The following is a 14,395-nucleotide window of genomic DNA, read 5'->3' as shown; positions in this document are numbered from 1 at the left end:
ATCCATTAATAGTTTGCTCACACTAATTGCGTCAAATCAAGCAAAAGTAGTTTCATTTTTCGGAACTCATGGTTCCATATAATTCCATTTTATTCAACAAAAAGCCCTGTTATCTTAGCCAACTTAATTTGAAACCTTGCCTTAACAAATGGAAATTGCGTTATGACTAAACTAACGACTTCACTTTCACTCCTTATTTTAACTGCCATCATTAGTGGTTGCAGCGCAGAGTCTACTGAAGTCGCGCCAACCAGCATTCGACCAGTCAAACTTTTACAGGTTACTGACGTTAATGCCGGTTCATTACGTACTTTCCCCGCTAAAGTGGCTGCAACCAAGCAAGCTGAATTGTCATTTAGACTGTCTGGCCACTTAGTTGAATTCGATTTAGTCGAAGGTCAGCAGGTAAAAAAAGGCCAACTACTGGCTCGTTTAGATAGCCGTGATTCCCGTAATACTTTGCTTAATCGTGAGGCCGACTTTGAATTAGCCAAGGCTGATTTCAAACGTAAAGGTGAGCTGTTACGCCGCGAGCTTATTTCGCAATCTGACTATGATCTTGCTAGCGCACAATTAAAGTCAGCCAAAGCCAATCTTGCTAGCGCGCAAGACCAACTAAGCTACACCGAGCTTACGGCACCTTACGATGGCACTGTGGCTAAAATCGCGATTGATAACTATCAGATGGTGCAAGCAAACCAGTCAGTATTGGTGCTGCAAAAAGACAGTAATATTGATGTGGTGATCCAAGTGCCTGAATCATTGGCTGGTAACGTGACCCAATTTAATCCCAACGCCAGCATTCAGCCTGTTGTGCATTTTGCAAATAACCCAAGCATGGCTTACAGCGCTAAGCTTAAAGAACACGCCACCCAAGTGACTCCGGGTACTCAAAGCTATGAAGTGGTATTTACTCTGCCGCGTCCGAATAACATGACGGTACTACCGGGCATGAGCGCTGAGCTAACTATGGATATAGCACAAAGCCAACTACGCAGCATTACAGCAGTATTGCCAGCCAGTGCCATTACTAAGCGTGATAGCGACGGCCAACATGTTGTATGGGCGTATAACCCAGAGCTTGGCAAGGTCAATCAACACCAAGTGACCTTAGGTAAAGTGACCACCGATGGCATTGAAATTGTTAACGGTATCAATGTTGGTGATCAAGTGGTTGTGGCTGGTGTGCAGTATCTATCAGAAGACCTCCAAGTTAAGCCGCTGCGCTGGCAGCGCGGCGTATAAGCTTGCGCCAACGCTATCGTAACCCCCTGCTTTAATCGCCTGCTTTAATCGCCTTAATAGTGTCAAAGCGCCTGCGCGCTTTGGCCTTGCTTTACAAGAGATTGACCAATGAATTTTGCTGAATACTCGATTACCCATAAAGTCATTAGCTGGATGTTTGCCCTGCTACTACTGGTTGGTGGCACCATCTCATTCTTTAGCTTAGGTCAGCTAGAGTTCCCTGAATTTACTATCAAACAAGCTATGGTGGTGACCGCTTATCCGGGCGCTTCACCTGAACAGGTTGAAGAAGAAGTGACCTTGCCGCTGGAAGATGCACTGCAGCAACTTGATGGCATTAAACACATTACCTCTGTCAACAGTGCTGGCCTGTCGCAGATTGAAATCGAAATCAAAGACAACTATGGCGCTGAAGAATTGCCACAGGTGTGGGATGAAGTACGCCGTAAAATCAACGATAAAGCAATTGAACTGCCGCCTGGTGTGATGGCGCCTAAAGTGATTGACGATTTTGGCGACGTTTACGGCATATTGCTTAACGTCAGTGGTGAAGGTTACAGCGACCGCGAGCTGCAAAACTATGCCGACTTTTTACGCCGTGAGCTAGTGCTCGTCAAAGGCATTAAAAAAGTCACCATTGCCGGTATTGTTAACGAGCAAGTGGTGGTTGAGATCTCTCAGCAAAAGCTTAACGCCTTAGGCCTAGATCAAAACTATATCTATGGCCTTATCAACAGCCAAAACGTGGTCTCTAACGCCGGCAGCATGCTCGTTGGCGATAACCGTATTCGTATTCACCCGACTGGCGAATTTAATAAGGTTAGCCAAATGGAGCGCTTGGTCATTAGCCCACCTGGCAGTGCCAAACTTATCTATTTGGGTGATATTGCCAAGATCTACAAAGACACCGAAGAGTCACCAGAGAGCATTTACCATGCAGATGGCAAGCAAGCCTTATCAATTGGTATCGCATTTTCTAGCGGCGTTAACGTTGTAAATGTTGGTGAAGCGGTAAACGCACGTATGGCTGAGCTAAATAGCGAACTGCCTATTGGTATGTCACTCGATACAGTTTATGACCAAAGCAAGATGGTGGACCAGACGGTCAATGGCTTTCTCGTTAACTTGGCCGAGTCAATTGCGATCGTTATTGGCGTACTACTTATCTTTATGGGTGTTCGTTCTGGCCTATTAATGGGCTTAGTACTGCTGCTGACCATTTTAGGTACCTTTGTGGTGATGAATGTGCTCAATATTGAGCTGCAGATCATCTCGCTGGGGGCACTGATTATCGCCCTAGGTATGTTAGTTGATAACGCGATTGTGGTTACCGAAGGCATATTGATTGGAATTAAGCGTGGTCAAACTCGACTAGAAACCGCTAAGCAAGTGATTTCACAAACTCAGTGGCCGCTACTTGGTGCCACCATTATTGCGATTATTGCATTTGCGCCGATTGGTTTGTCAGATAACTCTACCGGTGAGTTTTGTGCATCACTGTTCCAAGTCTTGTTGATCTCGCTGTTTATCAGTTGGATCACTGCCATGACGCTAACACCGTTTTTCTGCAACCTGATGTTTAAAGACGGCGTGGTTAGCGAAGAAGAAAATGACGATCCGTACAAAGGTTGGTTATTTGGTTTATACCGCCAAACCTTAAACCTAGCGATGCGCTTTAGAGTGGTGACTTTGCTACTGGTTATTTCAGCATTGATCTCATCAGTATTTGGCTTTGCTCATGTGAAAAACGTGTTCTTTCCAGCTTCTAACACGCCAATGTTTTTTGTTGATGTGTGGATGCCAGAAGGCTCTGATATTAAAGCTACAGAACGCTTATTAAGCCGTATTGAAACCGATTTAATGGCGCAGCAACAAGCTGAAGATATTGGTCTTGTTAACCTGACCACAGTTGTTGGCCAAGGTGCACAGCGCTTTGTATTGTCGTACGTACCAGAAAAGGGCTACAAGGCTTATGGTCAGCTGCTACTAGAAATGACAGATCTGCAAACACTTAATAAGTACATGCGCGTGCTTGAGCGTGAGCTGAGCCTGAAATATCCAGAAGCGCAATATCGCTTTAAGTATATGGAAAATGGCCCTAGCCCTGCGGCAAAAATTGAAGCGCGCTTTTATGGTGAAGATCCACAAGTTTTACGCCAACTTGCCGCCCAAGCTGAAGCTGTATTAAAGGCTGAACCAACTGCAGTTGGCGTGCGCCACAACTGGCGCAACCAAGTAACCTTAGTGCGTCCACAGCTAGCATTAGCACAGGCCCGTGAAACCGGTATTAGTAAGCAAGATCTTGATAATGCGCTATTAACTAACTTTAGTGGCCAGCAAGTGGGCACCTACCGTGAAAACAGCCATCTATTGCCAATTATTGCCCGCGCACCAGCAGAAGAACGTCTGGACGCGCAAAGTATTTGGAAGCTGCAAATTTGGAGCAGTGAAAACAACACCTTTGTACCTGTCACTCAGGTTGTATCTGACTTTACCACTGAGTGGGAAGATCCGCTGATCATGCGCCGCGATCGTAAGCGAGTGATTTCAGTGCTGGCCGATCCAATTAATGGCACAGATGAAACCGCCGACTCGGTATTTAGAAAGATCAAAGCTGATATTGAGGCGATCTCATTACCGGCTGGCTATGAGCTTGAATGGGGCGGCGAATATGAAACCTCGCTTGAAGCGCAGGAATCAGTATTTAGCTCTATCCCGCTAGGTTATTTGGCGATGTTTTTAATTACCGTGTTGCTGTTTAACTCAGTCAGACAACCGTTAGTAATTTGGTTTACTGTGCCGCTGTCGCTTATTGGTGTGGTTTCAGGCTTATTACTATTTGATGCACCGTTTAGCTTTATGGCGCTGCTGGGGTTACTGAGCTTAACCGGCATGATCATTAAGAATGGCATTGTATTGGTTGATCAAATTAACCTTGAGTTATCTCAAGGAAAACAAGCTTATCAAGCCGTGGTTGACTCGGCGGTGAGCCGTGTGCGCCCGGTATTGATGGCTGCCATTACCACCATGCTCGGTATGATCCCGTTATTGTCTGATGCCTTCTTTGGCTCGATGGCTATCACGATTATCTTCGGCCTTGGTTTTGCGTCAGTACTGACATTAATCGTTTTGCCGGTGACCTACACCTTAGCATTCAGAATTCCTTATCCACGCAAGCAGGCCGCCTAGGCGGATCTCAATCTGTAAGCCTGATAAGGACGCTGAGTATGAGTTCTCAATAAGGAGGTCAACACTCAAGTAATCGTCAACCCCGAAAATTTGCTTCCCGGCGCCCCTGATTAAGTTCGCTTAATCAGGGTTTTTCATTTTCATAGATCCAATATTTAGATAAACAAAAATTTAAGAGTATTTAAGCTATGCGGCTGCTACTGTAGTTGGCAAACTATTGCAGACGAGGAACAGCATGATTTATTGTGCTTCGAATAAGCGGGTTATTAGCACTGTGTTACTCAGCGTAATCCTTACCCTGCCAGTGCAAGCCGCAGCCAAAGAGCAATCTGAAGAATATGCCATTGGCGTTATGGTAAAGTCACTTGACGCTGCGATTGCGCTGCCGTCAGAAGCCTCGCTCAATACCATTAGCCACTACGGCACTGATTCACGTTACTATGTAATGATCCGAGGCTGGTTAGTGCAAGAGTTGCAAGGCGTAGAAAGCCAATTGAGTGCTTATCGCCAAGACGATGAGAACAAAACACGCCTACAACATAAAGTCGACTTTCTAAAGCAAGCGATCCGCCGTATCGATCTTGAATGATCACTTAATTTAAAGACATAGCAGCACACCATGAAGACATCCGTTAAAGCCGTATTGCTATCAGCCCTTGCTTGCCCTGGTGCTGGTCACTTTTATTTAAAAAAGCCTATGATAGGCAGTGTGTTTATCCTCAGCTCATTCGCCGCACTGTCTTACCTTATATGGCATGCGTATGAACGTGCGCAGCTTATTTCACAGCAAATATTGAATGGCGAGATCCCGTTAGAGCTCAATGCGATCTACAGCGCAGTGACTCAAGCACCTGTTGGCAATGAGGCGCTTTATGTCAACCTTGCCACAGCCGGCTTTGTTTTAGCATGGGCTATTGCAGCTCTCGATGCCTACCGCCTAGGTAAGCAAGTCGATGAGCGAGCAAAATAACCAGACATAAAAAAGGGCTACTCGTCAGTAGCCCTTTGCTTCTCAGTTGCGATTTAGCAGACTTGCTAGATACACACATCGCGAATAAACGCGTCTGTTTTAGAGAAATCATGTTGGGTAGTCGGCTTAGTGTAGCTGCGCACTTTTGCCTGAGGGTTTTTCGAAAAATCATATTCACTGGTCGCTGCTAGAGGCTTTGAGAAGTCATGGCGAGTCGACCCTCGTTGAATCTCATTAGATTGCTTAGCTACAGTGATATTTTTTGAAAAATCGTAGTCAGCACGTGCTGCTGCGGTTTTTGAAAAATCTGGTCGTTCTGCCATTGCTGAGGTAGAAATACAGCCAATCGCTAGTGTTAAGGCTACGCTGGTTAACTTTTTCATTTACAACTCCAATCTTATTTGCCTACATTCGCCTAACAACAAGTCTATGTTATTTGTTCATTTTAGAGAACAAAAATGAACCAAGTTTTGCATTTTGATACAAACCCGATCCACGGCAGGCCTAGGAGTGACTGAATTTATAAAGGGTATTTATGCATAAGCATATGAAGTGTTGTGATTTTTGTAATTCTTTTAGCTCGCCTAATAGCGTTACAAAAATACTACGCTGTAACGAAATAATGACACCTAAAATCAGAACAATGCTTAATTAACCATATTTTAATTATGGTTAATTGCTATTTTTAAGCCAACAGCTCTGATAAGTATTGATATGGACTCAACTTATACCAATCACAAAGTCAGCCATAAAAAAAGCGCGATAATTCGCGCTTTTCTAGAGTGAAGTCTTAGCCAATATTAGCCAGGTTTAGCTAATATTTTAGTGGATTAGATTGGAGAGCCCGGTGGGATCGCTAACGGTTTAACAATCAGTTTAAACTCATTATCTGTTAAGCCTTTTTGTACACCTTGCAATAACCACGCGTAATGAGCTGCTTCATAGGCACTTACCCGCTTCACTTTGCGTTTTAGCTGCTTAGTCAAATAGGTTAAGCGTTCTGCTAATTGAGCTTTAACTTCTGGTCGAGTGTTATCGTCATGGTAGCTTGCTAACACGCTATCAACCATGACCGCGTTTACTCGCATCCACACGCCAAGCTCAGGTCCTGTAGGGATATCGCTAAATACAGTGGCAGCAAATACCTTATCGGTAAGCTTAGCGATTGAAAGCTGCTCTTTGTCACTTAGGTAGGCTTGGTTGATTCGGTTAATCCGCGCTGGCGCATAAATTTGCGTTAGCGTAAGTCGACTTAGTGCCTCTGCCATTCCTAAAGGATCGATAATCACACCGAGTGCTGAGTCAAAGCTTTCACGGGTTTTATAATAGTTACCAGCCTTTGGCACTAAGATCTCTTGCAGGCTTTCAGATACAGTTAACTGCTCAGGTGACAGGGTCAACAGTAACGACTCTAGCGCTTGTTGCTGAATCGATGGCGCAACATAGTGCCAAGTCTTACCGTCAACGCTATCGCTGTAGCTATAGGTGCTACCACCAATCATTTTAGCCGCAGCGGCGATCTGAAAACGAGTGAGTAAATAAATTGGCACAAACGCATCTTGCAACTCGCCTTGTGGCTGCTCAGCAAGCAAGGCTTCAACTGAAAAATCTGCGATCGCTTTAGCGCGCACTTCACCGAGTCTATTAAGCTCAGCAACCGGATCGTTGCCGTTATCCCAAAGACTGGCGTAAGCATTACTGGCAGCAGCCGATCTAGAATCAGCCTCACCGATATAACGCAGGCCTTGTTTTGCCACATCGTCACGCAAGCTAGCTAAGCCTGTCGCCTCTGCTTGCGGATCCGCATATTCACTGTAACCATAGGCTACTGTGTATTTGTCCCAAACTCCGATCCCTTCGTCATAAGGCTGGCTAATATCAATTTTATCGCCATTAAGAGTAACTTTAGGGTGTGGATAATCCATCACCGAGGCATTATTATTACTCGATGCGGCAAAGTTATGATCTAGCCCTAGAGTATGGCCAACTTCATGCGCCGATAGCTGACGAATACGCGCTAATGCCAGTTGCATTGATGCTTCATCTGCGGCCTCACGATCTTGCCAACCTGCGGTTAAACCTCGGGCGATCAAATTATCTTGGCGCACTCGCTGACTACCTAGCGTCACATGGCCTTTAATGATCTCGCCAGTACGTGGATCGGTAACCGCTGCACCATAAGACCAACCGCGTGTTGCACGATGTACCCACTGGATCACGTTGTAACGTACATCTTGTGGATCGGCATCTTCTGGCAGTAGTTCAACCTTAAAGCCGTTGATAAATCCAGCCTCGGTAAAGGCATCTTCCCACCAGCGAGCACCATCTAGTAATGCTGAGCGGATCGGCTCTGGCACACCCGGATCGAGGTAATAAGTTATAGGTTTAACCACTTGGCTTGGTGCGCTACCTGGGGTCACCTTTTCTAAACGATGGCGCAGTAAAAAGCGTTGGCGAATATCTTCATCAACGCGGGTGCCGTAATCAAGGTATTCATCAGATAAGTAACCACTTAACGGATGATAAGCTCGCGCTTGATAACCCTCTTCAGGTAAGGCGATAAAAGAGTAACGCATGCGCACTGACAGGTGTTTGGCGTCTGGAGTCACTTGGGCAACATAGTTACCTTTTTTGGCCGAATCGAAGGTAAGTAGCACATCAATATCGCTATTACGCTCAAATGATTTGACCCCTTCAGGCAAAATAAGTGACTTGCTAGCATCTAAGCGATAGCTGCCTTGTTTAGAGCGCTCAAGCGAGTCGCTGATCCCGTGCAGATCGTTCACCACAAGATCGTTAATTGCCACTAAGTTACGTTTACCAGTAACCAGTTTGCCACGCCACAATACTGACTCAGCAAAAGCCTCTTTAACTGCACGCTGCTCGGCGGCGTTGTCAGTATTGGCACGATAATCTGTATTGAGTTGCTTTAAGATCAAATATGGCCCGTGGCGCTCAAACTGCACCATACGAGTGCGACCAAGCTGACCACGATCTAAACCAATATCATTTGATCCCACTCCATGAGGTAAGCTGGTTAGCAGTAAAAATGGCTCATTGAGTTTATTGGCTTCAAGGTAGAGATCGCCAGAGGCTTGCTCATAAAATAGATTAACGAAGCCAGTTGCAGCCTGACTCTTTTTAATCAATGTTGCGGTATTTGTGGTGGCAGCCACTGCACTGGTTACCGGTGCAACAGCGAGGGCGATAGCCAAAGCGAGCTTGTAGGGTCTCATTCGATCTCCTTGATCTTTGTTGGTCGCTACCGTGTTCACTGGGTGTCGGCAGTCTTTATTTTTAGTTAGGAGCTTTAGCCATTTAGCTTAATAAATAGGCTTGCCGCTTAGCAAGCCTATCTTGATCTATTTGAATAACTATCACTTAGCCAGCTTATGGTTTGGATTTTCTACCGCACTCTCCAATCCAGTGACTTAAGGTTTCAAACAACTCAGTAAGTACAATTGGCTTAGTAATATGGGCGTTCATACCAGCCGCTAAGCTTTTCTCTCTGTCACCAGACATAGCGTGCGCCGTCATTGCAATCACAGGCAGCTCTTCACTCGAATAGCGCTTACGCAGCTCTTTAGTCGCTGTTAAGCCGTCCATCACTGGCATCTGAATATCCATCAATACCGCGTCATAGTTAGCTTTATCAATCATGTCTAAGGCGATTTGGCCATTTTCAGCCACATCGACCACATAGCCTGCGCTCTTAAGTAGCTCAGTGGCAACTTGTTGGTTAATGAAGTTATCTTCAACTAGTAAAACATAACCAGCATCTTGATCTACGACTTCTTCATTAACCTCTGGCGTTGGGTTAAGGCGTGGCTCATCGGCAAAGGCTGAAATGATTTCATCAAATAACGATGACGCCTTAAATGGCTTTTGCAGCAAGGCGTATACGTTAGCGTCAGCAACATCTTTTTGCATCGGCTCTGCCGAATAGGCCGTCATCATCATAATAACCGGTCGCTTGTCTAAGCGGCCATCCGCCACCATAGCGTCGATCTTTTTGATCACCTCGATACCGTCCATTTCTGGCATCATCCAGTCGAGCAATAACAGATCCACTGGATTATTTTCAAGCTTATACAAGCCTTCAGGGCCACTTGCCGCGGTATCAACATGGAAGTGGAAATCACGCATCACATTGGAGTAGATCTGTAATGCTGTTGGATTGTCATCAATCACTAAGGTCTTTAGATTACCGAGCGTTTCAGGCACCACTAACGGTAAAACTTCGGCTTCTTCGGCGATCTCAAAACTGATGGTAAAGCTAAAGGTACTACCGGCGCCCATTTCACTTTCAACCTGCATGGTACCGCCCATCATAGACACTAAGTGCTTACTGATAGACAGGCCAAGACCCGTACCACCATATTTACGGGTGGTTGAACCATCGGCTTGAGCAAATGCGTCAAACAAGGTTGCTTGTTGCTCTTTGCTGATCCCGATCCCGGTATCGCGGATCCAGAACTTAAGAGTGATGCGGTGATCGCGCTCGCCGACATCTTCACAACCAAGCTCAATTTCACCGGACTGAGTAAACTTAACCGCGTTTGATAGTAAGTTAATTAGCACTTGGCCTAAACGCAGTGGGTCGCCTTCTAAAATAAGTCCTGCGGTAACTGGTGCATAAAGCAGTAACTCAACGCCTTTTTCCTGTGCTTTAAGGGCATTTAGATCCAGTGCGTGCTCAAGTACTTTATCCAGTGGGAATGCCACCCGCTCAAGCTCAAGCTTACCCGCTTCAATCTTTGAGAAGTCCAAAATATCGTTAATGATCCGCAGCAACGAATGCGCCGAGAAGCCAGCCTTTTCAAGGTAATCCTTTTGCTGTGCGGTTAATGAGGTGCGCTGGGCCAGCTGTAACATACCAATGATCGCATTCATTGGGGTGCGGATCTCATGGCTCATGTTGGCCAAGAATTCACTCTTATATAAGTTTGCCATTTCAGCGTCTTGCTTAGCTTCTAGCATGGCCACTTCATTGCGCTTATGGCGAGTAATGTCCTTATGGGTACCAACCATACGCTTAGGTGTACCGTTGAGCGTAAACTCAACCATTCGCCCACGAGACAGTAGCCAGTGATACTCACCGCTCTTACCTAACATCCTGAATTCAATGTCATAAGCACCGACTGGATCGCTTAGGTATTGTTCACGATATTCTTGTACGCGAATAAGATCGTCCGGATGCACTAACTCATCGATTGTCGATACGAGTGCCGGGAACTCATTAACCTTATAGCCAAGCATTGAATAGTAAGCTGGATTACAGATGATCTGCTCTGAATCTAAATACCAATCCCACAAGCCATCTTCTACCGCGTCCATCGCTAAGTGATAACGCTCTTCCGATAAGCGCAGCTGCTCAGCAGACTCGTACTCGCGGGTAACATCACGCCAAACAGCGATCAAACCCAGCAACTCATGGCGGCTGTTATAGAAAGGTATTTTCAATACATCAAGCAAGACTGGTTTATCTGCGATCTCGACCTTTTCTTGATAACGCAGCGGCACCCTATCGTTGAGTACGCGCTCGTCTTCAGCACGGATCCGCGTAGCTTGCTCATCTGGCGTTAGGGCATCTGAATATTGGCCTATCATCTCGCCTTCACTGAAACCCAGCATACGTTCTGCAGATTTGTTACAGCCTAAATAGCGGCCATCTTTATCTTTAAACACAATCGCTTCAGGGATTGAGTCCAAGAGCGAACGCAGTAAAGCGTACTCTTGCTCACGACGCTCAGTCGTCTCTTTCAAGCGCTCGGTTCTTTGCGCAACTAACTTATCCAGACGGCGATTTTGCTCAGCTAGATGGCGAGTGTATTGCTGGTTCTCTTCAAAAATCCGACTGACTAACTGGAACCATGGCGCCCAGCCAACGGTAATTTTCTCCGGCGGCTTAATTGGCTCTGCCGAACACTCTTCAAGGTGAGTCAGTAGACGCGATGCAGGATTTACAAACGAGCGACGAGTTTGCCAATGCACAATGGTGACCAACAGCGACAGGGCTAATACCACCAGCAAAAACGTCAGTTCTAGTTTTTCCCACGAGTCTTTAAATAACTCATCAACATCTTGTAGGTACAACAAACGCCAGGGCGCGTTATGTAATGCTACAGAATGGATATAGTAGCCATTGCGGATAATGCCTTCATGGGCATCAAACAGTTCTGACTCAGGGATCGAATGCAGCTCAGATGGGATCTTCTGACTAATGTGGTAAACCCGATTAACGTCTGAGGTGTCGATATCGCTGTGGGTCAAAATATTGTTATTTTGATCCAATAAAATTACCGTGCCCGGCATTTTAAAATATAAACGGATTTGCTTACGCAGTGATGCCAGTGTCATGTCTAGATTGATAGAGCCAATAAACTCATTTTCTAAATAGATAGGCACACCTAATGTTGTCAACAAGCCTTTACCTGTAGCCTCTACATAAGCAGGACTCCAGGCGACACTGCGCTGTGGGTTATTCGAGGGCGTGACTAACTGAAACTGTTTCTTATTAAGCAGCTCATCGCGAAAGCGTTGCTCGTCAGATGGCCACGGGAAATAAGACATGATGCGGCGTTTAGAAATATAGTAAATAGATGACGCTTTTGGTGCTGCTTCATTAGCCACAGGAAATGATAACGACAGCTCAAACAGCATCTCAAGTTCTTGATAGAACTTGTCACTACGGCCATTGAGCGATCCTGCACCAGTGATGCGACCCATATTGGTAAACGGCTCGCCACTTTTAGCGTAACTCGGCTCTAGGGTAAAAAACTGGCCACTTTCGTTAAACTTTTCATATTGCGGTAAACGGTCTTTACGCACCAGCTCGCCTAAGCGTAAATGGTCGACAGCAACATTACGTAGGCTCTGCACCGCACGAATACTGGATTCAAGTAATAAATCGACTTGTAATACGTGACGCTCGACTAGCTCTTCAGTTTGCTGAATAAGCTGCGCTTTCTGCCTGTCGAATGACATCCAGGCAGTTAAGCAAGCCATGATGATTACGCCAATATAGGTGTAAAAAACCGCTCTATTATAGTTTTTTAGAATTGTTGACTTCAGCTGAAGAGCCGGTTCAATCCGTTTCATTTACAACCCTTGGTATACTCTTTCGAGATTAATCATAATGCGCCACCCTAATACAGGAGTTCTGAGTTAATAATATCAGTAAGATAGCTTTCAATAATAGCTTAAAAATGTAACTTAAAAGTTAAAAAAGGCCTCAACGAATGTGAGACCTTATTTGTGGTTAAGCAAAAACAGAATGGGCTATAGGTTTTCTTCAGCAAACTCAGCGAGACGTGAACGCACAACGCCATTTAGATAGACGTTTGCACTACCATCAAAGTCTTTAAAACGCTCGACAATATAAGTTAATCCAGAGGTAACTGCGGTAAGATAATTGGAGTCAATTTGCGCTAGGTTACCGCTACAAATTAACTTAGTACCCTCACCCATACGTGTGATCATGGTTTTAATCTGCGATGCAGTTAAATTCTGACACTCATCAAGCAGCACTACCGAGTTTTGAATTGAACGACCGCGCATGAAGTTAATCGATTTAAACTGGATATTAGCTTTATCCATAATGTAGTTCATGCTGCCGCTTGGGTTCACATCGTTTTTGTGTAGCACTTCAAGGGTATCGGTAATCGCCGCCAACCAAGGTGCCATTTTCTCTTCCTCTGTGCCCGGTAGGAAACCAATAGACTCGGCAATTTCTGGCGTATTACGGGTCACGATGACTTTCTCGTATTTGCCACGTTCAACCACCAGCTCTAGCGCAGCGGCCATCGCTAACAGTGTTTTACCACAGCCAGCAGGGCCGGTTAAGATCACCAGATCAATGTCTGGATCGAGCAGCGCCTGCATCGCCATACCTTGATAAATATTCTTGGGTCGTATTCCCCATGCCTCAAGGTTAAGTAGTCGCTCTTGGCCTAAATCTAAAAATTTAAGCTCGGTTGGTGTTTTTTCAATAATACGGCCACAGAAATCACGACCTTCATCTAACAGGTATTGATTGGTGTAAAACATATCGTCACCGAGTTTATCAAGCGGCACGCTATGCACTGTGTGGCGGCCATTACTCTCGGTGGTGACATCATCGGTGTGTGCCCAAAAGTCACCATCAAAACGATGAAATCCTTTGGTTAAAAAGCGAATATCATCAATAAGCTGGTCGGTGCGGTAGTCTTCAACATGTTGAATGCCCGCGCCCTTAGCTTTTAAGCGCATATTGATGTCTTTGGTAACTAATACCACTTTTCTAGGTTGGTGCAATTGTTGTAGATGCAGTGCGGTGTTGATAATGCGGTTATCGTTGTTATCACCTGGCATGCTGCCAATGGTGAATTCGATTTGATGGTCTGGAAATATAGACAGTGTGCCCGATACATCTCCGTGGTCTTCACGAATGGGCAGTGGAACCCCTTGGACAATTTGTTCAGGCGTAGTTGTTCCGCCCAATATATCTTCTAATGCTCTAATCGCAACTCGAGCATCACGGCTGACGTCTCGTTTTCTATCCTTAATCAGGTCCAGCTCTTCCAGAACTGTCATTGGTACGACTACGTCATGTTCCTTAAATGAATATATCGCTAAAGGTTCATGCAGTAATACGTTGGTATCCAGTACAAACAACTTTCTGTCGTCTTGTTCCATGGCGCCTCCAATTGTGCATTAGTATCAATTACAAGATAGGTTCAGCTCCTTTAATGGTTACAGGTTTGTTAACGCTAATTATCATACTGCCACCAATAACCATCGGCTTCAATGTTCTGACTAAATTTTTGCGAATGCTTAATAGATTAATCATTGATATCGAGTCTGTATGACAGTGGCATGACACAAAAAAATACTTCAGTGCAACTGATTATTTAGTACACTATTATTTCAGATTAAGGCGAATATTAGCGGGTTCAATTTTCAATATGCTCGCGATTGGTATAACATACGCGCCCCTTGTGATTCACCCAG

General features: G+C 45.2%; 8 protein-coding genes. 4 read left to right on the top strand and 4 right to left on the bottom strand.

The genetic code is table 11. The features are described from left to right. The first annotated feature begins 162 nt into the window (after positions 1 to 162). The 4 genes from MSG37_RS13420 to MSG37_RS13405 all read left to right on the top strand — a co-directional run bounded on the left by MSG37_RS13420 (position 163) and on the right by MSG37_RS13405 (position 5,404). Positions 163 to 1,245, top strand: a complete 1,083-nt coding sequence (locus MSG37_RS13420) for an efflux RND transporter periplasmic adaptor subunit (protein ID WP_248471159.1) — start codon at positions 163 to 165, stop codon at positions 1,243 to 1,245. Positions 1,246 to 1,353: 108 nt separating this feature from the next. Further along, entirely contained in the window at positions 1,354 to 4,434 is a 3,081-nt protein-coding gene (locus MSG37_RS13415; protein WP_248471158.1) for an efflux RND transporter permease subunit, read from the top strand. A gap of 235 nt (positions 4,435 to 4,669) precedes the next feature. After that, positions 4,670 to 5,023 carry a hypothetical protein gene (locus MSG37_RS13410; RefSeq protein ID WP_248471157.1) on the top strand — a complete coding sequence of 118 codons (354 nt, stop codon included), beginning with the start codon at positions 4,670 to 4,672 and terminating at the stop codon, positions 5,021 to 5,023. Between the two features lie 30 nt (positions 5,024 to 5,053). Further along, on the top strand, positions 5,054 to 5,404 hold the full coding sequence (locus MSG37_RS13405; RefSeq protein ID WP_248471156.1) for a hypothetical protein: 351 nt from the start codon (positions 5,054 to 5,056) through the stop codon (positions 5,402 to 5,404). A 65-nt stretch (positions 5,405 to 5,469) separates the two neighbouring features. On the opposite strand, the gene MSG37_RS13400 is transcribed toward MSG37_RS13405, so the two are convergent. From MSG37_RS13400 to MSG37_RS13385, 4 genes are all read right to left on the bottom strand, one after another. Further along, on the bottom strand, positions 5,470 to 5,787 hold the full coding sequence (locus MSG37_RS13400) for a hypothetical protein (RefSeq protein WP_248471155.1): 318 nt from the start codon (positions 5,785 to 5,787) through the stop codon (positions 5,470 to 5,472). Between the two features lie 447 nt (positions 5,788 to 6,234). Next, positions 6,235 to 8,640 carry a zinc-dependent metalloprotease gene (locus MSG37_RS13395; protein ID WP_248471154.1) on the bottom strand — a complete coding sequence of 802 codons (2,406 nt, stop codon included), beginning with the start codon at positions 8,638 to 8,640 and terminating at the stop codon, positions 6,235 to 6,237. A gap of 154 nt (positions 8,641 to 8,794) precedes the next feature. Continuing rightward, positions 8,795 to 12,505: a response regulator gene (locus MSG37_RS13390; RefSeq protein WP_248471153.1), complete on the bottom strand. Its 3,711-nt coding sequence runs from the start codon at positions 12,503 to 12,505 to the stop codon at positions 8,795 to 8,797. A gap of 180 nt (positions 12,506 to 12,685) precedes the next feature. Next, positions 12,686 to 14,080: a PhoH family protein gene (locus MSG37_RS13385; RefSeq protein WP_248471152.1), complete on the bottom strand. Its 1,395-nt coding sequence runs from the start codon at positions 14,078 to 14,080 to the stop codon at positions 12,686 to 12,688. Positions 14,081 to 14,395: the final 315 nt, after the last annotated feature.

Source organism: Shewanella sp. 1CM18E, assembly GCF_023161665.1.
In the GTDB taxonomy this organism is placed as follows: domain Bacteria; phylum Pseudomonadota; class Gammaproteobacteria; order Enterobacterales; family Shewanellaceae; genus Shewanella.
This window is presented reverse-complemented; position numbering and strand designations above follow the sequence as displayed.

Coding starts and splice junctions, on each gene's coding strand:
- MSG37_RS13420 (WP_248471159.1), top strand. CDS start 163: ATGACTAAACTAACGACTTCACTTTCACTCCTTATTTTAACTGCCATC.
- MSG37_RS13415 (WP_248471158.1), top strand. CDS start 1,354: ATGAATTTTGCTGAATACTCGATTACCCATAAAGTCATTAGCTGGATG.
- MSG37_RS13410 (WP_248471157.1), top strand. CDS start 4,670: ATGATTTATTGTGCTTCGAATAAGCGGGTTATTAGCACTGTGTTACTC.
- MSG37_RS13405 (WP_248471156.1), top strand. CDS start 5,054: ATGAAGACATCCGTTAAAGCCGTATTGCTATCAGCCCTTGCTTGCCCT.
- MSG37_RS13400 (WP_248471155.1), bottom strand. CDS start 5,787: ATGAAAAAGTTAACCAGCGTAGCCTTAACACTAGCGATTGGCTGTATT.
- MSG37_RS13395 (WP_248471154.1), bottom strand. CDS start 8,640: ATGAGACCCTACAAGCTCGCTTTGGCTATCGCCCTCGCTGTTGCACCG.
- MSG37_RS13390 (WP_248471153.1), bottom strand. CDS start 12,505: ATGAAACGGATTGAACCGGCTCTTCAGCTGAAGTCAACAATTCTAAAA.
- MSG37_RS13385 (WP_248471152.1), bottom strand. CDS start 14,080: ATGGAACAAGACGACAGAAAGTTGTTTGTACTGGATACCAACGTATTA.